Below are 24,305 nucleotides of genomic sequence, written 5' to 3'. Positions count from 1 at the left end.
GGTGATACAAGTAGGCGATCTGGTCGTATACGTAAAGGATGGCGCAAAGGGAGTCGTCATTCATATTGAGGAGGACCGCTTCCAGGTAAAGTGGGAAGATGATTTTGTCAGCTGGGAGAAAAGGGAATGGCTGCTACCCAGTTCAATGGAACATGGCGATCTTCAAAAACAGAAAGAACAGCGGGAGTAAATTCCCACTGTTCTTTTGTTTTGAGTGATTTTGACCACTAGTTACGGACTGTATAAGGATACACCCGAGCAAAAGACCCCTCAATTCGAAAACAGCCGAGAACTGGTTGTGGAGAAGCGAGCGAAACGATGAGATACGCGACCTCCGGGTAATGACAGTAAGCAATATCTTCAGGTGACGGAATGGGAGGTGCAGTAGGGTGGGAGTGATAGATCCCGACCAAATGCTCCCCACGTAACGCCATTTTGTGGAAAACGTGTTGAATCTGCTTAGGGTCCATGGCGAAGGCGACCGGGCTTTTCAATGTATTTTCCATACGCCAAACCGTCTGTGCACTCCCATTTCTACCGGAAAGCAATCCGCACGTTTCATTTGGCTTCTTCTCCAGGGAATCTCGGATGATTTCATCCCAGACTGCACGGGTCATGGAAAAGGGGATCTCTAAAAGATTAGCCCTGCCAACGCCTGCCGCAGCAACCTCCGCTTGTTCTATTCTGGACGGACGGTTGCGGTTGGACTCTGTGAACCGGACCGGATTTTGGCAATGGTGATGGCGGCATTCTCGATGGACGCTGAGCAGGATGGACTTGATGTTGTTGACGTTGCTGATACAGTGCACGCATTTGTTCAGGTGTCATGGTTTTTCCTCCCTTTCTGTACTGTATTATGTTGTATTCAGGATAGATTCACATGGTAACGGCTCTCGCACATTTTCAACTTTTCAACGAAACGGGTTGAATTCGTTGCCGTTTCTTGGATAGGGCATCTGCATTTTTACTGGTGTGGAAGATAGTTGTTGAGTGGAGGGATCGGAGCTTGGCATGAATTGCGTGTTTGGTTGGAATTGGGTGTTTGGCTGGAATTGAGTACTTGGTTGAAATTGGGCATTATGCTGGAGTTGACTGAAGGCTTTATTGGTTCGAGATTCTTTTTGCGTGAATTCTTTGATGATTTGTTTGTATTTTTCTTCGTTGTTCTGGAGTTCTTTCACCATGTTTTTGAGTCCGGTGATCGTCTTTTTCAACACTTGCTCTTGGGATGTAAACTGCTCAATGGTTTTTTCTTTTTCTGTTAACAGAGAATCGTATTTTTGGGTAGTTTTCTCCAGTACTTCGTTCCATTTAGTTTTTTGAAGAGAGATATTTGCGAGCTTTTCGTCAGTTTCTTTGGTTTGTTGCTGAAAAGCTTTGATACGATCCTGTGCCTCCGTTAATTTCTGTTGTGTATTTGTTAACTCCGACTGGAGACTCTTAACGTTGTTTTGTGTTTGTTGGATTTCTTCGTCGCGTTTTTGGATGCTTTGCTGCAATTCTTGCTCATGTAGGGAATGTGATTCGGCAAGCTTTTTATAGTCAGCGACGAGTTGATTTTTCGTTAACCGAGCTGCTTCCAGCTCAAGGAGAGCTTCTGTTAATTGCTGAGAAGTCTCTTCGTGCTTTGCCGTCCAACTTTGTTCGAGATCTATTGCTTTTTGCAACATATCGTGGCGGGTGGCTTCTAGCTCTTGCTCTTTCGTACGTAAATCCTGTTTTTGCGCTTCAAGTTCCTGCTCTCGGGTGTATCTATCTTGATTCTGTACTTGTAGCTCCTGCTCTCGGGTTTGCAAATCTTGCCTCTGAACATGGATTTCCTGCTCCTGAGAGAGGAGGGCCAATTCCAGTGTATTTAGTTCTTGCTCCCGAGTAAGCAATTCCTGTTCACGATTGTGTAGGGTATGCCCTTGAGCCTGCAGCTCCTGCTCTTGGTTGTGTAGCTCTTGATCTCGCTCGTTCAGCTCTTGTTTTAGCGTGAGTAACTCTTGCTCGTGGGAGTGGATTTCCTGCTCATGTGAGAGAAGCTCCTGCCCGCGAAGCTGCAGCGCTTGCTCTCGGGATTGAAGCCCTTGTTCTTGAACCTGTAGTTCTTGGCTCTGAGCCAAAAGAGCCTGCTCCTGGGAGAGGTTGGCTTGTTCCCAATCCCGAAGCCCCTGTTCATGGGTCTTGAGCTCTTGTTCTTGAACCTGCAACGCCTGCGCATGAGCTTGTAGCTCTTTTCCTTGTACCTGCAGATCTTGTTCAAAACCGTTTAGTTCTTCTTCCCGTGCTTGAAGGTCTCGCGTCTGTGCGAGAAGTTCTTGATCTCGTGCCTGAAGCCCTTGCTCGAAAGTGAGCAGATCTTGTTCTTTCGTCTGGAGGTTTTGATTTTGAGAGAGAAGTTCTTGCCCGCGCGTTTGCAGCTCTTGCTCGAGAGTGTAAAGGTCTTGCTCTCGTGCTTGAAGGTATTGCGCCTGGGTGAGAAGGTCTTGCCCCCGCGCTTTGATACCTTGTTCGAGGATTGTTAGTTCTTGTTCTTTTGTTTGCAGATTATCTGCTTGTGTCTGCAGTTTTTGCCCTTGTACTTGGAGCTCTTGCTCAAAATGGAGAAGGTCCTGTTCTCGTGAGTTGAGGTCTTGCGTCTGGGAATGCAGCTCTTGCTCTTTGGATTGGAGCTGTTGTTCTTGCGTCTGCAAGTTTTGAGTCAGGGATTGAAGTTCTTGGTCTTTCGTCTGAAGTTTTTGATCAAGATCGAGAAGTTCCTGTTCTCGTGAGTTGAGGTCTTGCGTCTGGGAATGCAGCTCTTGCTCTTTGGATTGGAGCTTTTGTTCTTGCGTCTGCAGGTTTTGAGCTAGGGATTGAAGGTCTCGCCCTTGAGTCTGAAGTTCTTGGTCGAGAACGAGAAGTTCTTGTTCACGTGAGTTAAGGTCTTGCGTCTGGGAATGCAGTTCTTGCTCTTTGGAAGTGAGATGCTGCTCTTTCGTCTGCAGGTTTTGAGCTAGGGATTGAAGGTCTTGGCCTTGAGTCTGAAGTTCTTGTTCGAGATCGAGAAGTTCCTGTTCTCGTGCGTTGAGATCTTGCGTCTGGGAATGCAGTTCTTGCTCTTTGGAAGTGAGATGCTGCTCTTTCGTCTGCAGGTTTTGAGCCAGGGATTGAAGGTCTTGCCCTTGAGTCTGAAGCTCTTGCTCGAGATCGAGAAGGTTCTGCTCCCGTGCGTTGAGATCTTGCGTCTGGGAATGCAGTTCTTGCTCTTTGGAAGTGAGATGCTGCTCTTTCGTCTGCAGGTTATGTTTTAGGGATTGAAGGTCTTGCCCTTGAGTCTGAAGCTCTTGTTCGAGATCGAGAAGTTCCTGCTCCCGTGCGTTGAGATCTTGCGTCTGGGAATGCAGTTCTTGCTCTTTGGAAGTGAGATGCTGCTCTTTCGTCTGCAGGTTTTGAGCTAGGGATTGAAGGTCTCGCCCTTGAGTCTGCAGCTCTTGTTCGAGATCGAGAAGTTCCTGCTCTCGTGCGTTGAGATCTTGCGTCTGGGAATGCAGTTCTTGCTCTTTGGAAGTGAGATGCTGCTCTTTCGTCTGCAGGTTTTGAGCTAGGGATTGAAGTTCTTGGCCTTGAGTCTGAAGTTCTTGTTCGAGATCGAGAAGTTCCTGCTCTCGCGCGTTGAGATCTTGCGTCTGGGAATGCAGTTCTTGCTCTTTGGAAGTGAGATGCTGCTCTTTCGTCTGCAGGTTATGTTTTAGGGATTGAAGGTCTTGCCCTTGAGTCTGCAGCTCTTGCTCGAGATCGAGAAGTTCCTGCTCTCGTGCGTTGAGATCTTGCGTCTGGGAATGCAGTTCTTGCTCTTTGGAAGTGAGATGCTGCTCTTTCGTCTGCAGGTTTTGAGCTAGGGATTGAAGGTCTCGCCCTTGAGTCTGCAGCTGTTGTTCGAGATCGAGAAGTTCCTTCTCCCGTGCGTTAAGGTCTTGCGTCTGGGAATGCAGCTCTTGCTCTTTGGACTGGAGCTGTTGTTCTTTCGTCTCGAGGTTATGAGCTAGGGATTGAAGGTCTCGCCCTTGAGTCTGCAGCTCTTGTTCGAGCCCCAGAAGTTCTTGTTCCCGTGAGTTGAGGTCTTGCGTTTGAGAATGCAACACGAGCTCTTTGGACTGGAGCTGTTGTTCTTTCGTCTCGAGGTTATGAGCTAGGGATTGAAGGTCTTGCCCTTGAGTTTGAAGCACTTGTTCGAGAAGGTGAAGATCCTGTTCTCGTGCATGGAGGTCTTGTGCCTGAGAGTGCATTTCTAGTCTTTGCGCTTGTAACGCTTGTTCAAGCCCGACAAGTTCCTGATGCCGTGCTTGAAGTGCCTGTGTCTGAGTTTGCAGTTCCAGCTCCTTAGCCTCGAGCTTTTGGTCGGTAACAAGCAGCTCTTGCTCAAGACCGACAAGTTCCTGCTGCCGTGCTTGAAGTTCTTGTATCTGAGAATGCAGCTCCAGCTCCTTAGCCTCGAGCTTTTGATCTGTAACAAGCAGATCTTGTTCTTTCGTCTGCAGTTTATCCGCTAGGGATTGAAGTTCTTGGCTTTGCCCCTGAAGCTCTTGCTTAAGACTGAGTAGTTCCTGCTCCCGTGCTTGAAGTTCTTGTGTCTGAGAATCTAGTTCCAGCCCCTTCGTCTGGAGCTCTTGATGGAGAGTGAGTTGCTCTTGTTCTTTCGTCTGCAGGTGATCCGCTTGAGAATGCAGTTCTAACCATTGCGTCTGAAGCTCTTGTTCATGATCGAGAAGTTTCTGCTCCCGTTTTTGTAGGTGTTGCGCCTGAGAATGCAGCTCTTGCCCCTTCGATTGGAGGTCTTGTTCGAGAGAGAGTAGATCCTGCTCTTTCGTCTGAAGGCTACTCGCTAGGGAGTGCAGTTCCTGCCCTTGCCCCAGCAACTCTTGCTCAAGATCGTGAAGTTCCTGCTCCTGTGCCGTGAGACTCTGTTCAAATGCGTGGAGGTTTTGTTCTCGCACCTGTAGTTCCAGCTCCCGCTGTTCCCAATTTGCGCTTGTTTCTGTAAGCAGCTGTAGGTCAGAGAGTGTCTGCTCTTCCCGTGCCCGTGCGTCCTCCAACTGCTGATTCAATGATTCCAGTTTGGATAGTTGCTCGTGCTGTCTCATCTGCGCACTCTCAAACTCTTCATTTACATGATCCAAAGCTTGTTTCCATGTGAGCTGTTGCTGTTCCAGATGTTCTATCATGTCTAAATGCTGTTGGCGTTCGTGCAGGATCTCCTCGATTTGACTCAGCTGCTGCTGATCTTGCTCGTGTAACGTTTTTTGCCATTGTACCTCTTTTTGTTCGTAGCTTTGTAATCGCCGTTGGAGCAATTCTATGTGCTCGCGTAAGTGTGATTCCTGCGCTTGATGTTTGGACATGATTTCTTCAAGCCGTGGACCTTTTCGTTGCTCTCTGATCTCGGTTTGCAAGCTGTCGATCGAACTCTTTAGTTTTGCCTCTGTTTCCTGGTGGTCGGTTATGGCATTTTCCCGTTGTTTCAGGAGATGCTCGTAGTAGTCGAGCTTGCTTTTCATTTCTTGAAGCATGTCTTGTGAATCATTCAAGCGCTGCTTCCATTCTGCCCCTTTGCTGTCCAAATCGTGGAGGTTCTGGTTCAATTGTTCAAGCTGCTCTCTGTATGCTTCATTTTTTTGGGATGTTTCCTCTATCTGCTTCTGTAGGTACCACACTTCTTGCATGAGTTGGTTTGCTTTTTCTTCGTAGTAGTGTGCTTGTTTTTTTAGCAGGAGGAGCTTCTCATTTTCTCTCGACTTGTTCGCATTGGAGATTCTCCTTTTGTACACAGTGTTGTCCTCCTTTTTCCGTCTGGCTTTCCCATATAGACATATGTACGGGGTGGGAATTGGTGCCTGTATTGTAGTGACGGGTTTATATAGAAAAAACGGGAGAAGTGTTAGTCTTCTCCCGCCTGATTGGAAACGAATATTTTTTCTTACGGAGTGGTAATGACAATATCCCCGAACGTGATGCAATCGGCAACCAATAATTGTTCATCTGGAACGATTGTAATTGTAGCACTGAAGACGAGGATGCCAGAAGAGTCGGTGAGTGTCAGAATGATAACGTCTGGCAGGCCGAGTCCTGTTTCGGCGAGTGTCAGAGAGTAGGTCAGTGTTTCTTGTGCGCCTGTTGCTGTGAATGTCCGGACACCAGTACCTGTTACGATCAGACCTGTCACAATTGGCAGGATAGGCAGTACGGTAATGCATGTCGGAGAGCTGATCGTCGTTGGCGAGAAGCTGAAGCTTTGATCGCCAAGGACATCAGGCAGGAGAGCATCAAAGAAGTTAAAGGTAAACGAGCTGCTGGATGGATCGCAGCTTGGGCAGATATCCGCGATGAGCTGGATCGTGCCGACGGCAATGGCGAGTGGGATACCAATAGAAATGGAGACGTTTGGTACCAACGCGTTGACGGACGCCTGGCAATCGCAGTTGCGTACTGGGAAGATTGGTGGGCATTGTGGTGGGAATGTGATCGGCGGGCAACGGAAAGATGGCGTTGGCGATGGAATTGGAATGTTGTTTGGACGTGGAGAGCAGAACTTCGCCAATACTTCCAGTTTGACTTCTGCTTCTACCTGGATCTCTACGCAGACAATGACGTCGAGTTGAACCATGCCACCGAGGAGAACAGTACCGGTTGGTGAGCACTCGAAAGCACTGATTCGGCACAAGATATTGTCCTCATCAAGCGGTTCAGGCAGGCAGAGAACGACTTCCTGATCGAATTGCACTGTCGTTGTGAATTCGCAGAGAGGTGTTCCGTCTGCGAAGACGCGAACGAGCACAGTGGCTCCGAACACGAAGCGAACGACACCGACCCGAACAGTGGTTCCATTGACTATAATGTTCTCGCGGCGAATACTGACGACTTTGCAAGTAGGACCAGGAGAAACTGGCTCAACGCAGGAGATCGTGATATCTTGCCCTGCACGAATAGCAGCGTCTACCAGAGCTTGACAATCGTCGGGAAGGGCAATCTTGTTTCGGTAGCTGTTCGCTAATACTACCCAGTCATACACCTTATTGACGCGAATGCACTCTTCCTGCAGGTTGTTCGATATAGGAGGAGTTGCTGTAGGCGTCGGTGTAGGGAGCTGGCGACCCATAATGGGCTTCACGTGATGTTTCACCGTAAGAATCCTTCCTTTCCTAGGGAGTTTGCTTTGCAGTTACATACTATGTGGGCAACGGGAGTTTGGCATGTTGAGCATGCGCCTATTTTTTAGGTCACTATCTTGTCAGAATGGAATTTGAAATTTTTGAAAGAACCAATTGTCGTCGAATTTTCTTTGGGCAGTGTATCGAACACGCTGAGCGGCAGCCCCGCAAGTCAGCACATCATCCGCAATTTCACTCGCATTTGCGTAGAGCACAAGTTTTTTCGCTGCCTCAATCCGCTGCTCGTTAAAATGGCTGTACGCCATGCGAAGCATATTGTAATAAATGTGCTCATGTGCAATTGTGTAAGGGTGAACTTGCCTAAACAAATGCAAAATTTTTACGGATGGCTGGACCAGACACGTATATCCAAAGAGCCACATTTTGATGGAAAACTCGATATCTTCAAATCCCCATATGCGAAAACCACGGTCAAAACCCCCGACTTTCATAAAAGCTTCTCTGGTGACCAAGAAGCATCCCCCTGGCAATATCGCAACCGGTGACGGGCCTGTTGGCTTTGGATACCAGTTGATCTCAAGCTTTTGATTCAGATTTTGCCCATAACCAATTTTATGTGGCTCCGTCATGGAGGCAATTCCCGGAGCAACGCCATCTGCTTTTTTTGTAAGGATGAGCTCCATCATGCGATCGATCCAAAAGTTTTCAAAAGACAGATGGGCATCGCAAAAAATGAAGTAGTTGCCGCGTGCGTGATTTACGCCCAAGTTTCGTGCTGCAGCAGCACCAATGCCTTCTGTTGTGATTAATTTTATTTTTTCATTTTGCCCGTGGCCTTGTAGAAAGTGACAACCGTTATCAGTTGAGGCATCATCGACTACGATCACTTCATATGGATACGTGGTTCTTGTATTCAAAAGGGAAGTGATGGTAGAACGCACATTGTCCCCCTCATTTTTTACAGGGATGATAATGGAGATCAGGGGCATTTGTGAGGTGGGCATATGACCACTCCTTTCTGTAGCATCGTATGCGCAAAGCGCTTCTTCGGAACAGTCATCGCCAAAAATGTTCACTTTGGACACTAGGCATTCATACAATATCGCGGACTGAAGGAAAGTGCGTGAGGAGAGATGGGAATGGATGTTGAGGTATATTACAGTGGTCAACGTGGCGGGACCATGCCGTACGCGGCTCTGCCAGCGTTTCGTTTATTTTGCAAGAAAAATGGCTTTCAATTGAAGTGGGATTCGACGAATAACAGAGTTGACCTGGATTCGGGGTTGAAAGGAAAAGTTTGCGTTCTTTTTACAGGCATATCTTCTTCAGGAGGGACCGCCTACGAGTGGGAGGTATTAGGGAACGTTCAAAAATTTCTTTCTGATAGCGGGATGGAGGTTGTCTTAAGCCAAAACAATCCGTCTCTGGCGAAAAATACGGATGTCGCCATACGTTTCAGCTTGAAGGAAATGCGAGTCCTGGAAAAACCGAGACTGATTTTCTTTCAGTCGGAGGATGATAAGCGGCAAGATCTAGTCAAGTGTTTACGTACAGAAATGCAGCAGTCAGGAATCCCGTGTCACTATAAAGTAACCAAAAATCAAAAGCAACCATCGATCGTTCACATCCAGTTGCAGCTGCCGCTTTATACGGAAGTGAGCATGCGTAAGATCTATGCGGAAAAAATTGCGCTACACTTAGCGTCAGGGGTTTTGGAGTATTTCCAAAATGGATTACACATTCAACCAATGGCGTTCTTACCTCCCAATATTTTGAAGCTGTTTTATTCCACGATGCTCTTTACTTCTGATAAGGAAAGTCAGCAGGGAGCAGATGAAAAGCCATTGGCAGAGGAACCAATCACGATTCAGGAAAGTGACCAGCAGAGTGCTGAGGCCAGTGACTCAAATAGTGACTCAAATAGTGAAGTAAACAGCGAATCAAACAGCGAATCAAACAGCGAGTCAGACAGTGAACGGGAAGAGCTGTTGATCTTGGCAGAAGAAGAACTCCTGGAACAGGTAGTGACCATTCATCCGGTCGAAGAAGTGCCTGAACTGGTTGAATTGCGTACAACGGCAGAAGTGTATTTTGATTACACGTTGATTCACTCTGAATCAGTTGAGAAGCCGTACCTGTTGATTGGGACGCTTCAGGTGAAAAATACGGGAAACGTTGAACTTCAAAATCCAATCGTTTGCCTGCGTGTCTCGCCTGTCGATTCGATCAAAATGGGAGGGCAGGTATTGCCACCGAAGCTCGTGGAGACGATGGCCGTGCAAGGTACATCGGGCTTAAAAGGATGGAGATACTTGGAAGACGATTGGTTTGCTCAAGCGATGGAGAGAGGGGAATACTGGATAGCGCCGATCCAACCTGTAACCATTGCGCCGGAATCGACGGAAGCCTTCCAAAACTTTCAGATTTCATTTATGAAACAAGAAGCGGGGAAGGGAATCGTCGTCGAGGGTGTCGTACTGTGCAACGATCAGACGGTGCACTTTTCGGCAAATAACCGGATCGCCGTGTCTTTCTAATATGGAAGAAAAGCCACCATTTCAGTAGAAATGATGGCTTTTCCGTTCCGCGCCTCTATTTTTTCAAGAACATTTGCACGAATGTTTTCCCGTGCGGACCGCCATTCACGACAGCAATGGCTACGTAGTCGTATGTCGGACTCATGATATTGGCTTTGTGCCCGGAGGAATTCATGAACATTTGATGAGCGCTGCTTACAGAGTAGTTTTGCGCAATATTTTCAGCAGCAGCTATATAGCGAATACCAAAAGTGTCCATCATTTGAAACGGTGAGCCGTAAGTGGGAGAGGTGTGGCTAAAGTAGCCTTTGTTCACCATCTCTTGGGCTTTTACACGTGCAACGTTCACCAACTGCATGTCCACTTGATATGGTGCGAGACCACGGCTGGTGCGCTCTTGATTCACGAGTTGAACCATTTCTTTTTCCTCAGCCGTCAAACCAGCGGGAAGAGGAACTTGTGTGCCGGCACCAGGTTTTTGTGGTTGCTCAGGCTTGCTCGGTGTTACGGGAGTCGTTGGATTTGTTGGGACGGTCGGCTTCGTATCGGGTTTAGGCTGTACTGGATTGTTCTTGTATTGTGTTTTTATGGCTGTAAAGGTTTTGGCGTCAGCTTCACCGGTCAAAGTTTGCTTATTACGTGACTGGAATAGCATGACGGCAAAGCGCGTAGATTCATCGTAATAACCCGAAGCAGTTACTTTGTATCCGAGTCCAGCGAGCATTGTTTGCAATTCCTTCACGCTTTCCCCACTAGCACCCAATTTCAGGGTAACGTAATTATTGGATTCTGTGGGCTCAGTAGGCTTGGACGGTGTGCTCGGCGTAATCGGCTTCTCTTGATTGCGTGCTTGGTACACGCTCTTCAGTTTATCGTAAGTGGTTTTGTTTACAATCCCAGTTTGCGTCAGCTTGTATTTTTTCTGAAATGCTTTGACGTTAGAAGCCGTGTAGCTGTTGTATGTCTTGTCCACTACCAGCTTGTAGTCGTAATGAAGTGCATCGAGCATCTTTTCCACTTCAAGCACGCGCGAGTTTTTCATCCCTTTTTTCAAAGAGGTAAAGCTTGTTTTCGCAAATGCAGGTTGTCCGATCATAGTAACGAGGACCGACAGGGAAAGGATCGTTGCCATTTTCTTTATGTTGCGATTCATCTCATCACGCCTTTCTCTGATTTGTCGCACCACAATGGTACTAAATGTGGAACAAATGAGAAAAGCACAAAATATTGGAAAGAGGTGGAGGTGGAATGTTTGACCTCTCTTGGATCGACCTAATCATCCTCGTGCTGGCAAGCTTTCGTCTCACGCATTTGATTGTTTTTGATGAGATCACGTCTTTTCTGCGAACCCCATTTTATCAGGTGTTATATGTACCCGATGAGTCGGGGCAAATGGTTCGGGACTTTCAATTTAAAGGCGGGAGGGTGCGCCAATGGATAGGCAGATTGTTGAGCTGCCATTGGTGCGTGGGAATTTGGGTGGGCGCTTTGATCGTTGGGTTGTATATGTATGTGCCAGCCGCCTATCCGTTGTTGCTCCTGCTTGCCATAGCCGGAGCGGCGGCTGTCATTGAGACAAAACTATATTCGAGTTGAAAGGTTAGCTCCTCGAAAAAATTTTGTACACGATCACTTCGTCATACGAAAGAGGAATGATCTCTTCGGCCATGTATCCTCCTACGATTCTTTGCTGGACTTGAGGAGTGCTCGGTACACCGATACTGGAAGACGCGATGTCCACACGAACCGTCGTGGCATTCGGATCGAGTGGAATTTCGAGGGCAAAGGTGGGTTTATCAACGGTATAACTTTTTACATTTACGCCATTCACCAGCGCAGTCAAAACAATGGGCTTCGGCAATTTTACGGGGGAGCCAGGGACTTTGCCCTTTACTAACAACATTTGAGCCGGTGCAGAAGGATCTGATTCAACAATTGCGCGCAGGACAGGAGGTGCCCACAAGTCCATCCCCCGATTCATGCTTGTGATTCTGGTTGTATTGGATGGAAAGGACTTGTAGAGCCTCAACAGGTCGAGTACACCCATGCCTTTGTATTGTGGAACGTACGATATCCAATGGCTGGGTATGGACGAATAATTTTTTGCAAGAGATCGTAAGACTTCAGGTACGCCGACGGAATGCCATTGGGTAGCTGATTTGCACGCTGTGTGGATTCGAGCGTTTCCTAAATAGTGAGGTAGATAACCGATGGGATAAAATTTGGCGATGCGCATCCACAGGTCATAATCCATGCAAAATTGCAATTTTTCATCTACGCCCCCCATGTGCCTGAAGACGTGGGCTCTGATGAAAGCGGATGGCTGGCAAATCACACAGCTCTGATACAACTTCTTGGAATCAGCCTGTTCTGACGGATAGGTGGTGGATACTTGACCGTACTCGTTCATCACATGGCAATTGCCGTGAAGCATTCCCCAGGCGGGGTTACTCGCAAAAGCGTGAACAGCCTTCATAATGGCGCCAGGTACATAGGTGTCGTCTGAATTCAGCCAGCCGATGATTTCCCCTCTTGCCAATGCCAAGCCTTTGTTAAGCGCATGAGACTGTCCGCGATCCGGTTCGGAAATAAAACGGAAGCGCGGATCTTTTTGTGCATATTCTTGCAAGATGGAGAGGGTATCGTCAGTCGAGCCTCCATCTACCACGATATGCTCAAGGTTTACATAGTCCTGGGTCAATATGCTATTTATGGTCTCACGAATAAACCGGCCTTGGTTGTAAGAGGGGGTAATGATACTCACTAATGGTTGCTGTGAGTGGGACACGAGATTCACTCCCATCTTTCCATCATAAAAAATGCATGCACTACCATCAGACTATGAAAGAATGGAAAATCGGGTACACAAGCATCGTTTATCTTGTGCACCCGATTTCAATTTACCCGGAGATTACAGGTAGTCCGGAACGATCCCGGGATTGCGGAATATACGGAGCAATTCCGCGTGGCAGTTAGGGTCGATCTCTTTGCCAGAAATGGCTCTTGCCACGAGGCTGATGCGACCCGCATCGTAATTGTTGATTCTGCCGGAAGGGATGGTCCGAATCGATTCAGGAATGATTTCAAACAGTGTGCCTCGGAGCATCTCCTCGATGCAAAGGACGGACGGCAGCCACCAAGTGGTATCGTCCTTATAAATCCGGTTCATTTGTCCAGGAGCTCCGTTGTAGACCATGATCGATTGGGTTGTATCCAAAATACAGGCAGTTTCCAACAAGAGGTGCCCACCTGGTTTAATCACGCTCCGGCATTGTGACAATGTCCACATCGGATCGCGCAGATGATAGAGCAGACCAAGATGCTGGACGACATCAAATTGATTGTGCCGAATTTGATGTGGGAACGGCAGGGGTTCAATAAAATCGTCCATCAGCAATACTTGCAGCCCTTCCCATAATTTATATGGGCTGGTATTGTACAGCGGCAAAACTTTGCTTTGCAGGATGTTCTTGCAAAACTCAAAATTCAAATAGAGCGGCTGCATACAGTCCGTAGCCACGACAAGACTTGCCCCTCTTTGCTCCGCTTCAAACGCCCACATTCCGTCAAAACTAGCGAGATCAAGTACGCGTTTCCCCGAATATTGGATGTATTCTCTGGATTGTCTCGTCATATTCCATATACCTTCCAGAAGCGTAATCCCGGGTGTGACAATACCGGGTCGCAGCGCGATCTTATGGTACCATCGCCGTTTGCTGATCTCATCGAGAATTTCCTGATCTGTCCAAAATCTTCCCATCGACATGTCCCCCTTCATTGCAGAGTGCTTGCCCTATACGATATGTTCGGACCGTGCTGGGGGAAATGATATAAATGCATTAATTTCGTCCTATTCACGTCTAAAGTTGCTTGCCAACATGCATGTTTTCGGAAAAAAGGCATATGCCCGTTTCTCGTTGTCTGTCACGTACATAAAGTATGGGGAGAAAAAGGAGGCGGAAAAAGTATGGCCTTGCCTATCGTGATCATCCATCGCGGGGACGATGATTATCTCACATACAGCTTGCAGCAAGCAAAAAGAAGCAATCCCCATTCGCCCGTCTATCTGATAGGGAATGGGGGAAACAGAAGGTATGCTATGAACGGCATCATTCACGAGATGGTAGACGATTACATGCCTGCCGCTATCGAAATGACGAGAGTCTATAAACATATTCATTTCATGCCCTATGACTACAATCTATTTTGTTTTCAAAGATGGTTTATTTTGTTGGCGTTTATGAAAAAGCATCAGATTCCAAAATGCTGTTATATCGATACGGATGTTATGCTGTTTACCGACGTAAACCATCCGCGCTTTGACAACTTTATGATGGAATTCGTATGGACCAATTTCTTAGATAGGCAGAAGCTAGAACAATTTTGCGAGTTCATGACGTCTCAGTTTGCCAATCCGATTACATTCGCGAAAGTCGTTCATTACACGATGCAGAGAAAGGAACATGTCAGATTCAATCAGCCTTTAATTACAGACATGGTGCTGGCCTTACTATTTCTTTCGCAATTCAAGGATTACCAAATGACGAACGGCTTGTTTCATGATGGCTTTTTTGACGGCAATATTCAGCAGTCTGCTTCGGTGGAGAACTTGTATGGCTTTAAGAAAATTTACTCGATAAATGGTGTCCTGTGCTGCAAGGATAAGGCAACGAGTCAATTTGTGCCGTTGTTTTCTCTTCATTTTCAAGGATACACGAAGCACCATATGAAGTTTTTTACGGCTCCCTATCTCCCCCAAGCAGGTTCTTACATTTTCGATTATATTTCCAATCGATGGATTCAGTTTTTATAGGCTTCTATCATCCCTCGTGTTATTTGACCATTTTCATTGGATCATAGAGCATCGACTGCGACAAACGCATAAGATGGTGCATACAACACGATAAACGGATAGAGGTGGCCTGGGTGAAACTGATATTACTATCGGGTGGTTCAGGGAAAAGGCTGTGGCCGCTCTCCAATGATGTCAGGTCCAAACAGTTCTTGAAGTTGATAGGCAATGCACATGCCCAACCAGAGGCGATGGTTCAACGAGTGTGGAGGCAGCTAGCCTCCCGCAATTGGTCGGAGCCTGTTTATATTTCAACAGGCCGTTCGCATGTTGACTTGCTTCAAAGCCAACTTGGAGAAGGCGTTCCTTTGATCGTGGAGCCGGAAAAAAGGGATACCTTCCCTGCCATTGCTTTAGCGGTGACCTATTTGTACTCTGCTTTGACAATGGACCCGGATGAAGTCATTGCCATCATGCCTGTCGATCCATTCGTTGAGGAGCGCTTCATGGACAGGATCAAGGAGCTGGAGAACGTCATACTCAGATCAGGTGCGAATCTCGCATTAATCGGAGTGAAGCCTACGTACCCATCTACGAAATACGGTTACATTGTTCCAAAGCTGGAATCAGAGTCGGGTCAGGGTGAAAGGCCTCATGCCTATCAAAAAGTAAAAAGCTTCAAAGAAAAGCCGACACTTGAGCAAGCGCAGGATTTAGTAGAAAAGAAGGCCCTATGGAATTGTGGAATTTTTGCTTTTCGATTGGGTTATCTGATTCGCGAATTGGAGCAAAAAGGATTGCCTACTGAATACAACCGCATGCTTGAGCAATATAGCCAAATGCCTGCCATCAGCTTTGACTATGAGATTGTAGAAAAGGCAGAGAAAGTAGTCGTTCTCCCGTATGACGGAGACTGGAAGGACTTAGGGACGTGGAATACGCTCACAGAAGAAATGAGCGGGAATGCAATCGGTAAGGTTTTAATCGATGAGAGTTGCACGAATACACACGTTATCAACGAATTGGACATACCTATCGTGTCCATCGGTTTATCGGATATGATCGTGGCGGCCAGTCCTGATGGCATCCTCGTTTCTTCTAAGGAACAAAGCCATATGGTCAAAAATTTGGCTTTGAATTGGACAAAGCGCCCAATGTATGAAGAGCGGCGCTGGGGATGGTATCAGGTTATGCATTTTCAGAAGAATGAAGACGACGTGGAAGTATTAACGAAAAGAATCCATGTATACGCCGGGAAAAATTTGAGCTATCAGTACCATCACCACCGTAGCGAAGTATGGATCATCGTAGAGGGCTACGGCGAGTTCATTTTGGATGATCAGCTGAGCCAGGTTGGACCAGGTAACGTATTGCAAATCCCGGTAGGAGCCAAACATGCAATCAAAGCTACGTCTGAGCTGGAATTCATCGAAGTACAGATGGGAAGTCAGCTGGTGGAAGAAGATATCGTTCGACTCGGAATGACGTGGTCAGCGATCCTGGAGCAGTTAGGGAAGCACGGTGATCACGATGATTGATCCAGCGTTTTGGCGAGACAAAAAAGTGTTGATCACAGGTCATACGGGGTTCAAAGGGTCATGGCTTTGCTTATGGCTGCATCATTTAGGGGCGAAGGTAACAGGGTATGCGCTGTCGCCGCCGACGAATCCGAGTATTTTTCAGTGTGCCCAAATCAGCTCATTGGTTGATTCGATCATTGATGATGTCAGATCGAAGGAAAGTGTTCAAAAAGCGATCAACCAAGCAAACCCGGATATCATCATTCACATGGCCGCTCAGCCGCTGGTGCGTCTATCGTATCAATATCCGGCGGAAACCTACGAAATCAATGTCATGGGTACGGTGAATGTACTCGAAGCGGCGAGAGTGGCTGTGCAGAACGGTATGAAAATCAAAGCAATCATCAATGTTACGACGGATAAGGTTTATGAAAACCGGGAGTGGGTGTGGGGATACCGTGAGCAAGATGTATTGGGCGGCTATGACCCGTATTCCAACAGTAAAGCATGTTCCGAGCAGGTGACTGCCTCCTATCGCAATGCTTTCTTTCACCCCGATCGGTATCACCAGCATGGCGTAGCTATTGCTTCAGCGCGAGCAGGCAATGTAATCGGCGGCGGCGATTGGGCTCTTGATCGCTTGATACCGGATTGCCTGAGTGCCTTGATAAAGGGAGAAAAAATCACCATCCGAAATCCAAAAGCGATTCGGCCGTGGCAGCACGTCCTTGAGCCATTGAAGGGGTATTTAATGCTCGCAGAAAAAATGTGGGGAAATGGCAAGGATTACGCCCAGAGCTGGAATTTTGGTCCGAATGAGGAAGATGCCAAATCGGTAGAGTGGATCGTCCAGCAGTTGTGTGAGCGATGGGGAGCTGGTGCCTGCTTTGAAGCAGAGCGAACAGATCCACAGTGGCACGAAGCCCAATATTTAAAGCTGGACTGTTCCAAAGCCAAAAGCGTAATAGGCTGGAAGCCCAACTGGTCACTCGAGCAGACCTTGGACAGTATCATTTTTTGGCATAAGGCTTATCAGCAAAAGCAAGACGTAAGGGAAATCTGTTTGGCCCAAATCGCAGCGTATACAGATAGGACCCAATGAACAACAGAGGAAGGAGGGCAACCAATGAAAGTCGTCATCCTAGCAGGAGGGTATGGCACGCGCATTGGAGAAGAAACGCATCTTCGTCCGAAGCCGCTCATTGAGATCGGTGATTGGCCCATCATTTGTCATATCATGTCCATTTATTCCAAGTACGGTTTCCATGATTTCATCATCTGTCTCGGTTACAAAGGCTACATGATCAAGGAGTACTTCGCGCACTACTTCCTTCACCATTCTGATGTGACGTTTGATTTTCGTAATGACAATCAGGTCACTTTTCACAACCATAATGCTGCGCCGTGGCGAGTCACATTGATTGATACGGGGAAAGACACAGGGACAGGTGGAAGGGTGAAGCGGATACAGAAGTATGTGGGAGAAGAAACATTCATGCTGACGTATGGAGATGGCTTATCCGACATTGATATTGAACAGTTGGTAAAATTTCATCGCACGCATAAAAAACTCGCAACGATCACTACGACTCAACCGCCAGGCCGATTCGGAGCATTGGATATTGCCAATGGGAACACCGTAAGAGGATTCCAAGAGAAGCCAAAGGGGGACGGCGGCTGGATCAATGCTGGTTTTTTTGTCATGGAGCCGGGCGTACTTGACTATATTGCGGGTGATGAGACGGTATTGGAAAAAGAGCCGCTGGAGAGCTTGGCCAAGGCGAATCAACTGATGGCCTTCAAGCATACCGGTTTTTGGCATCCGATGGATACGCTCAGAGATAAAAACTACTTGGAAGAACTGTGGAAATCCGGAAAAGCAGCATGGGCAACCAGCCGAATATGAAGGAGGAAGCAGGAGTGGGCGGATTAAACGAGAACAGTGAAGAGGTTTTTTCTCCGATCGGATACGGGGACATAACGATCGATTGTGGGGCAAATCACGGGCTCATTTCTCAAAAAATGGCGGATAAAGGCGCCCTCGTCTTTGCGTTTGAACCGAATCCATACGTATTTGAGGAATTGAAAAAAAGGGTGGGATCCTATCCCAATGTCATATGTATAAACAAAGCGGTTTGGCATAAAAACGATAAGCTACGCTTGCATTTGCATGATCTCTACCATACGGATCCGGCAGGGTCTGCTTATGCCTCTTCTCTTCTGACTAATCATCCAGTTACGAATCCCGAAAAGTATGTAGAGGTAGAGGTGATCGATTTGACACAGTTTATCCAAATGCTCAATCGTCCGATCAAATTGATCAAAATGGATATCGAGGGGGCAGAATTTGAACTGTTGGAAAAAATCGTGGAGCAAAATTTACACCTGCAAATAGAAAAAATCGTCGTAGAAAATCATGAATGGCTGATCGAAGACTTGAAAGCGAAAGCCGATCACTTTCGGAGGGTCATGCAAGAAAAACGAATTCACAACATCGACTTGAACTGGATATAAGAAGAGTGCTAAGCAGGTGAAGGGGAGCGATCCCAAATGAAGATACTTGTGACCGGCGCGACAGGCTTTCTCGGAAGCCAGCTCGTAAAAGCGCTGCGATTGGACGGACATACCGTCATCATTTTGAAAAGGAGCACCTCCGATTGCTCGCGTATCCAGGACATATTACCTGATTTGATTACCTATGATACGGATTGCGGTCAATGGGAAGCTCCTTTTCTCGAGCAGGGGAGAATCGATGCGATCATCCATACGGCAACCTGTTATGGACGCAACAACGAGAGCAATGCCACGATGGTAGACGCCAATGTGACCTTTCCGCTGAAACTGCTGGATGCGGCTATGCGCTTTGACACCCCTGTTTTTCTGAATACAGATACGTTTTCCAGTGCGCCCGTCCGATTATCCAAGCATCTACAACCATACAATTTGACGAAGCGTCAGTTTCGAGAATGGGGAAAATGCCTAGCAGATACATCTTCCCTGCCATTCATAAACGTCAGGCTGGAGCATCTGTATGGTCCTTATGACAATACGAATAAATTTGTCTCGACTGTCATCAAAAGCTGTCTCGAAAATCAGCCTGAACTAAGGCTTACAGAAGGAAAGCAAGCAAGGGACTTTATTTATGTGGATGATGTTGTTTCTGCCTTTCGCGTGCTGTTGGCGCATGCTGCCCGTCTACCCGCAGGCTTTACGGAATACCAGGTAGGGACAGGTACTGCTACTTCGATCCGCGAGTTTGTAGAACTGGTTCATCAGATAACCAAATCAAGCACGGTTCTGAAGTTCGGATCGATTGCTTATACAGATATGGAAATCTTGCATTCACAAGCGGATAATCGACCGCTTCAAGCACTAGGATGGAATCATCAAGTGAAGCTGGAGGAAGGTTTGAAAAAGGTAATGGCCACTTTCAAATAGAAGCGAAACAAAAAACATGGCGAGCCTGCAGCCATGTTTTTTCGTGTGCCCTTAATCGAGGAAAGTCTTGTTTGTACAGAACAGATCAGCGTGGAAAGGTTTCATTTCATCTAGTAAGTGGTTGTAGTTCTTCACTTTTACCACCGTATTGTCCCGCTTAAACATATAAAGATGGGTAAACAATTTCTCCAGCAGTGTGTATAACACGAGTGGATGTCTGCCGAAGTTTTCCTTGATGCTCTCTGGGTTGAATTCAATGATCACATCCGGGTCCCACTGCTTAAGCGTTCGCATTGCACTTTCCAAGACGATGACCTCCGAGCCTTCCACGTCAATTTTAATGAGGTCGATGCGCGATATCATATTCTGCTCTACCCAGTCATCCAGCCGGACACATGATATGAATTGGGTGGATTTCTCCACGTCTTCTGGCTCATGCGGGATATAAGACCATCCGCCTCCACGCGGGTCGTCTTTAAAATGGATGTTCCCGTTCCGGTCTGCTATTCCGAGCTGGAGTGGTTCGACATTGGTGATGTGATTCTCGGACAGGTTTCGCAGGAGATAAGGATAATTGACATCGGAGGGTTCGAATGCGTACACCTTGCCTTGGGGCGCAAGATAGCTCAGAGCGAGTGAGATCGGACCGATGTTCGCACCGATGTCTAGGCAAACATGGTCAGGTTGTACGATTTTTTTCAGAGGAAGGATAACGTAGTCTTCATAGTATCCTTTGTAATAATCCATAAAGTACAGGACGCTTTGATCAGAGCCGTCCCCATAGACGGTAAAGGTTTGATTGTCAAACGGCAGGTGAAAGTCAACTTTCTTCATCGAATTCGTTGCTCCTTCAAGTGGATTGTAGATCATGATGATGTCATTTCCTACGACGAATAAGAGGTCGGGACGAATAGAATGAACGAATTCTCGTAGTTCTTGGATAGTGGGATAATCGTTCAACAATGGATTGGGACCAATAAAGCAACGAGCATCATCAATCAAAATGACGTGATTTTGAACAAAATGCTGCAGAATGGCAGCCAGCTCATGCAAGATTGGGGTGTCTAGGTCTCCTTTGGCTGCCTCAGTTGAGCGGGGGATGTAATGACCGTCCAGCCAAAACAGGCAAGGTGATGTAACAGAGTGCATCAGGTTGGTCAATACTGTTCCACTGTCACCGTGGAGGATATGGATGTGGCTGTCGCCTGAAAATCTCTCTTTTGCCGCTATAAACAAGGCTTCATCCAGCTCGATGGAAACGAGCAAGTCAAAATGGTTTTTCATCGCTTGCAACATGTCGCCCTTAAACGTACCTGTCTCGATCAATGTGCGTATGCCCATCGTTTTTGCTATATGTTTGATCTTCGACTTTTTCAAATCGGTTGTCGGTGCTTCCAATATCCAAAAATCCCACGTTTCTTGTTCTGTTAATGGAAACGGGATTCGGCGCTCCTTCCTCCACGTCTCCCGAATTTGCTGCATGCGTGACATACAAAGATGACCTCCTTTCAATTGACATTAGCGTGCGACGGAAGAAAAGACAGCCAGCGTTTCGCGCGCGCATTTCTCCCACGAAAAGTGCTTGGCTTGATGGATGCCTTTGGCAACCAGCTCTGCTCTTGCGTCAGGTGACAAATAAAGATGGGCGAGTTTCACCGCGATATCGTCGGAAATATTCGGATCGAAGGTGAGAGCAGCGTCACCTACCACCTCAGGAATGCTCCCTGCATTGGAGCAAACGATTGGAATGTTGGACTTCATGGCCTCTACCAGCGGTATGCCAAAGCCTTCGAAAAGGGAAGGGAAGCAAAGGAACTGGGCATTCCGATACAAGTAAGGCATCTCTTCCTGTGGTACGTAGTGGAGCCACTTGACTTGGTTCCACAGCTGGTTATTCGTGATGTAATTCATGACGTTCTGATGAGCCTCTTGAGCAAAACCAGTGAAAACCATGGGAATCCGTATATTGTGTTTATCTCGCAAAGTGACGAGTGCTTTGAATACATTCAGGTGATTTTTATGATGCCATGTATTCGCAGGGAAAAAGCCGTAGCCACTGGGCAGCGTATACTTTTGTATGACCTGTTGATTGAGTGCCTCGTTATGCGGCAAGGAAAATTCCCGCGAAGCATCCAGGTGGATCGCATGTACTTTGTGCGGAGGAAGCTCGAATTTTTGGAGGATCGTTTGTTTGGAAAACTCCGAGAGAGTCAGCACGGCACTGCAACGCTGTGCAGACGATTGGTAGTTGTCTTTTCGCCAGCGCAAGGAATGAGGATCGAAAAACTCCGGGTAATACTCATGCTGGATATCAGGAATGTTGATAACAGAAGGGATTGTGACATCGGTTGGATTCAAGACAAGCAACGGACAAAACCACAAATTCAACTGCAAGGAGTTAATCCAGAAATGAAGCATCGCGTGTGCATTCCCGTGGTCGGGGATCATGAATTTGCGCACATTTTTTTGCGCCTCAAAGGTATGGAAATTGTGTGACGATAAAAAAAGAAACCACTGATGGCCGTCCCCAGCATTCATCGAGTAGGCCAGCAAGTTCCTGACATACTGTTCCATCCCGCCGATTTTGCCAGGAATCACTGACATCAGATTGATTCCGACTCTCATGTAGGAATCCTCCCTTGTACGTGAGGATGTGCCATGTACCAAGCGATCGTTTTTTCCAAGCCAGCGAGTAAGGAAGTTTGTGCCACGAAGCCGAACCGTTCTTTTGCTTTGGTCACATCCAGCAGGCGGCGCGGTTGTCCGTCAGGCTTGGTTTTATCCCACTCGATCTCTCCTTGGAAGCCACTTAGCTGCCTGATGATTTCGGCTAAATTTTTTATGGAAATTTCGTGGCCGGAGCCGATATTGACCGGTTCCGATTGATCATAGCGCTGTGTAGCAGCAATAATCGCCTGTGCCGCATCTTCGACATAGATGAACTCTCTCGTCACGCTCCCTGATCCCCAGAGCACGATCTTCTTTTCACCATTTCGTATAGCGTCCACGCATTTTCGAATGACGGCAGGGATGACGTGAGAGGTTTCCAAATCGAAGTTGTCGCCTGGACCGTACAAATTGACAGGGAGCAAATAAATGGAATTGAACCCGTATTGCTCGCGATAAGCTTGCGATTGTACCAGCATCATTTTCTTGGCTAAGCCATACGGAGCATTGGTTTCTTCAGGGTAACCATTCCATATATTTTCTTCCTGGAACGGTACGGGAGCATGCTTCGGATAGGAGCAAATGGTTCCGATGGCTACGAATTTTTCGACACCGAATAACCGGGATTGCTCTATAAGCTGGGTCCCCATGATCAAATTATCGTAAAAGTATTTTCCGGGATTTTTTTGATTCGCGCCGATACCGCCGACGACGGCAGCCAAGTGAAGAATGATATCGGGACGGAAATCTTGCAACATCTTGTTCACATCATGTTCTTTGCGAAGATCGTATTCATGGCTTCTAGGGATGAAGATGTCCGTACAGTCCAATTTGCGCAATTGATGAACGACGTGGCTTCCTAGAAATCCTGATCCACCAGTAACCACAATCCGTTTTTTCGCCAGATTCAATTCGTGTCAACCTGCCTTTCTCGTCCGCATTCATGTTCGAGGCGATGGGACTCTGCGATTTACCCATTGTTCGATTTGGGCCTTGCCTTTGGTGAATTCCTGATAAAATTGGTACTCCTCATAAGAAAGAGGGAGGACTTCTTCTAGGTGGTAGCTGATAGATCGTTTGACTTTAGGATTGTTGGGGTGGCTCTGAAGGATCTGCTGGCTGCAAAAAATACTCACTTCACATCGCTGTCCCTCTGAGGTAATGGGAATCAAGACTTGAAAACGCTCGTGGGTAACTTGGAATTTGTGTACGAGTTTCCCATTCCTCATGACATGGAAATGCAGGAGAGGGGCGGTATTATGGTTGCTTCCTTTGATAAGCAAAGCGTGCATCGGTCCATGGCTGGCTTCGATGGTCATTCGCAGGTTTTGGGGAGCCCATGCGTCTGAGTAGCGGTTGGATGCGATGATTTGAGGAGAGGGACCGAACGCATGATACGCTTTTAGCTTGTGGAGAAACCAAAATGCTCCTTGATTGTAATGCTTCTGCGTATAGTGATAGAGCCATTCATTCGAGATGGTGCCATGATGCTTCACGCTTGTTTTCAAAATTTCGGAAAAGCCTGGCTCCAATTCATAAACGTACGTTTTACACGCGTTGTACAAGCGGGAATTGGCCAAAAACTCTGGTATCGAACCAATCGGATAATGCAGGGAGATTCGGTTCCACAGATCGTAATCCATGCACCAGTCGTGTTCTTCATTTACACCACCAACTGCTTCAAAGGCATGTTTGCGCAGGAAAGCAGCGGGTTGGCAGATGAGGTTGAAATTAAACAATTTTTTTCGGTCAAACTCTACCCAAATGTACGGATACTTTACTTTGTCATTCTCATCAATATGGAGCCCTTTCCCGTATACCACGCCCCAATCAGGATGCTGCTGCAAGGCTGCCACAGCCTTTCGAATGGCACCGGGAAAATACGTATCATCCGAATTGAGCCAACCGATAATCTCACCACGTGCCATTTGCAATCCTTTATTGATGGCATGGGATTGGCCGCGATCAGGTTCGGAAACGAAGCGGAAGCGGTCTTGCAGATGGCTATACTGCTGCAAGATGCCCACTGTACCGTCCGTTGAGGCGCCATCAACCACGATAAGCTCAATATGGGGATAGTCTTGCGTCAGTACGCTATCAATTGTTCGTTTGATGAATTTTGCTTGGTTGTATGAAGGGGTGATAACACTCACGAGAGGAAGGGATTGCATGGACATAGAGGTTCCTCCTGATTTTTTCTAAACATCCACTCGACGTT

Annotated in this window: 21 protein-coding genes; 9 read left to right on the top strand and 12 right to left on the bottom strand. The window is 47.2% G+C overall.

All coding sequences use genetic code 11. The annotated features are described in order from the left end of the window. The first annotated feature begins 1 nt into the window (after position 1). Positions 2–190: a hypothetical protein gene (locus tag POF51_RS21995; RefSeq protein ID WP_017251140.1), complete on the top strand. Its 189-nt coding sequence runs from the start codon at positions 2–4 to the stop codon at positions 188–190. 37 nt (positions 191–227) lie between these two features. Here the strand turns inward: POF51_RS21995 and POF51_RS21990 are convergent, their stop codons facing one another. From POF51_RS21990 to POF51_RS21970, 5 genes are all read right to left on the bottom strand, one after another. Then, the gene (locus POF51_RS21990; RefSeq protein ID WP_069846554.1) at positions 228–617 is read right to left on the bottom strand and encodes a M67 family metallopeptidase; all 390 of its coding nucleotides are present in this window, start codon (positions 615–617) and stop codon (positions 228–230) included. A 22-nt stretch (positions 618–639) separates the two neighbouring features. Beyond that, positions 640–828, bottom strand: a complete 189-nt coding sequence (locus POF51_RS21985; protein ID WP_145958313.1) for a hypothetical protein — start codon at positions 826–828, stop codon at positions 640–642. Between the two features lie 83 nt (positions 829–911). Further along, a complete protein-coding gene (locus POF51_RS21980; protein ID WP_271756071.1) occupies positions 912–5,792 on the bottom strand; it encodes a hypothetical protein in 4,881 nt (1,626 codons plus the stop codon). 149 nt (positions 5,793–5,941) lie between these two features. Further along, positions 5,942–7,144, bottom strand: coding sequence for a hypothetical protein (locus POF51_RS21975; RefSeq protein WP_069850722.1), 1,203 nt, complete (start codon positions 7,142–7,144; stop codon positions 5,942–5,944). 108 nt (positions 7,145–7,252) lie between these two features. Beyond that, positions 7,253–8,137 (bottom strand): glycosyltransferase family 2 protein, encoded by an 885-nt coding sequence (locus POF51_RS21970; protein ID WP_069850720.1) that lies wholly within the window; start codon positions 8,135–8,137, stop codon positions 7,253–7,255. A 135-nt stretch (positions 8,138–8,272) separates the two neighbouring features. Here POF51_RS21970 and POF51_RS21965 point away from each other — a divergent pair, with 135 nt between their 5' ends. Beyond that, the gene (locus POF51_RS21965; protein WP_271756069.1) at positions 8,273–9,670 is read left to right on the top strand and encodes a hypothetical protein; all 1,398 of its coding nucleotides are present in this window, start codon (positions 8,273–8,275) and stop codon (positions 9,668–9,670) included. Positions 9,671–9,725: 55 nt separating this feature from the next. Here POF51_RS21965 and POF51_RS21960 read toward each other — a convergent pair whose 3' ends face one another. Further along, positions 9,726–10,823 carry a peptidoglycan-binding protein gene (locus POF51_RS21960; RefSeq protein WP_069850715.1) on the bottom strand — a complete coding sequence of 366 codons (1,098 nt, stop codon included), beginning with the start codon at positions 10,821–10,823 and terminating at the stop codon, positions 9,726–9,728. A gap of 95 nt (positions 10,824–10,918) precedes the next feature. Here POF51_RS21960 and POF51_RS21955 point away from each other — a divergent pair, with 95 nt between their 5' ends. Further along, positions 10,919–11,266: a DUF1360 domain-containing protein gene (locus tag POF51_RS21955; protein ID WP_017247447.1), complete on the top strand. Its 348-nt coding sequence runs from the start codon at positions 10,919–10,921 to the stop codon at positions 11,264–11,266. Between the two features lie 4 nt (positions 11,267–11,270). On the opposite strand, the gene POF51_RS21950 is transcribed toward POF51_RS21955, so the two are convergent. Further along, a complete protein-coding gene (locus POF51_RS21950) occupies positions 11,271–12,458 on the bottom strand; it encodes a glycosyltransferase family 2 protein (protein ID WP_069850713.1) in 1,188 nt (395 codons plus the stop codon). Positions 12,459–12,581: 123 nt separating this feature from the next. Then, a complete protein-coding gene (locus POF51_RS21945) occupies positions 12,582–13,430 on the bottom strand; it encodes a DUF1698 domain-containing protein (protein ID WP_069850710.1) in 849 nt (282 codons plus the stop codon). 207 nt (positions 13,431–13,637) lie between these two features. Here POF51_RS21945 and POF51_RS21940 point away from each other — a divergent pair, with 207 nt between their 5' ends. From POF51_RS21940 to POF51_RS21915, 6 genes are all read left to right on the top strand, one after another. Then, entirely contained in the window at positions 13,638–14,483 is an 846-nt protein-coding gene (locus POF51_RS21940) for a hypothetical protein (RefSeq protein ID WP_069850708.1), read from the top strand. Positions 14,484–14,596: 113 nt separating this feature from the next. Further along, complete coding sequence (locus POF51_RS21935; RefSeq protein ID WP_271756066.1) at positions 14,597–16,000, top strand: sugar phosphate nucleotidyltransferase; 1,404 nt, start codon at positions 14,597–14,599, stop codon at positions 15,998–16,000. Beyond that, complete coding sequence (gene rfbG, locus POF51_RS21930; RefSeq protein WP_017247452.1) at positions 15,993–17,084, top strand: CDP-glucose 4,6-dehydratase; 1,092 nt, start codon at positions 15,993–15,995, stop codon at positions 17,082–17,084. The genes POF51_RS21935 and rfbG overlap by 8 nt, the downstream gene beginning before the upstream one ends. 24 nt (positions 17,085–17,108) lie before the next feature. Then, positions 17,109–17,888, top strand: coding sequence for a glucose-1-phosphate cytidylyltransferase (gene rfbF, locus POF51_RS21925; protein WP_069850704.1), 780 nt, complete (start codon positions 17,109–17,111; stop codon positions 17,886–17,888). 14 nt (positions 17,889–17,902) lie between these two features. Continuing rightward, positions 17,903–18,496, top strand: a complete 594-nt coding sequence (locus POF51_RS21920; RefSeq protein WP_069850702.1) for an FkbM family methyltransferase — start codon at positions 17,903–17,905, stop codon at positions 18,494–18,496. Positions 18,497–18,532: 36 nt separating this feature from the next. Further along, positions 18,533–19,420 (top strand): NAD-dependent epimerase/dehydratase family protein, encoded by an 888-nt coding sequence (locus POF51_RS21915; protein ID WP_069850699.1) that lies wholly within the window; start codon positions 18,533–18,535, stop codon positions 19,418–19,420. 51 nt (positions 19,421–19,471) lie between these two features. Here the strand turns inward: POF51_RS21915 and POF51_RS21910 are convergent, their stop codons facing one another. Genes POF51_RS21910 through POF51_RS21895 form a run of 4 tightly spaced genes read right to left on the bottom strand, consistent with a single transcriptional unit; the run spans position 19,472 to position 24,264 of the window. Then, complete coding sequence (locus POF51_RS21910; protein ID WP_069850697.1) at positions 19,472–20,911, bottom strand: FkbM family methyltransferase; 1,440 nt, start codon at positions 20,909–20,911, stop codon at positions 19,472–19,474. 27 nt (positions 20,912–20,938) lie between these two features. Beyond that, positions 20,939–22,045: a glycosyltransferase family 4 protein gene (locus POF51_RS21905; protein ID WP_069850695.1), complete on the bottom strand. Its 1,107-nt coding sequence runs from the start codon at positions 22,043–22,045 to the stop codon at positions 20,939–20,941. After that, entirely contained in the window at positions 22,042–22,998 is a 957-nt protein-coding gene (locus tag POF51_RS21900; protein ID WP_106836743.1) for a GDP-L-fucose synthase family protein, read from the bottom strand. Before POF51_RS21900 ends, POF51_RS21905 begins: the two co-directional genes overlap by 4 nt. Before the next feature lie 30 nt (positions 22,999–23,028). Beyond that, entirely contained in the window at positions 23,029–24,264 is a 1,236-nt protein-coding gene (locus POF51_RS21895) for a glycosyltransferase family 2 protein (RefSeq protein ID WP_271756062.1), read from the bottom strand. Positions 24,265–24,305 lie beyond the last annotated feature (41 nt).

The sequence above is a fragment of the Brevibacillus sp. AG genome (genome assembly GCF_028369215.1).
In the GTDB taxonomy this organism is placed as follows: Bacteria; Bacillota; Bacilli; order Brevibacillales; family Brevibacillaceae; genus Brevibacillus; species Brevibacillus porteri.
The sequence above is the reverse complement of the archived record's forward strand: the minus strand, read 5'-3'. Positions and strand labels throughout refer to the sequence as shown.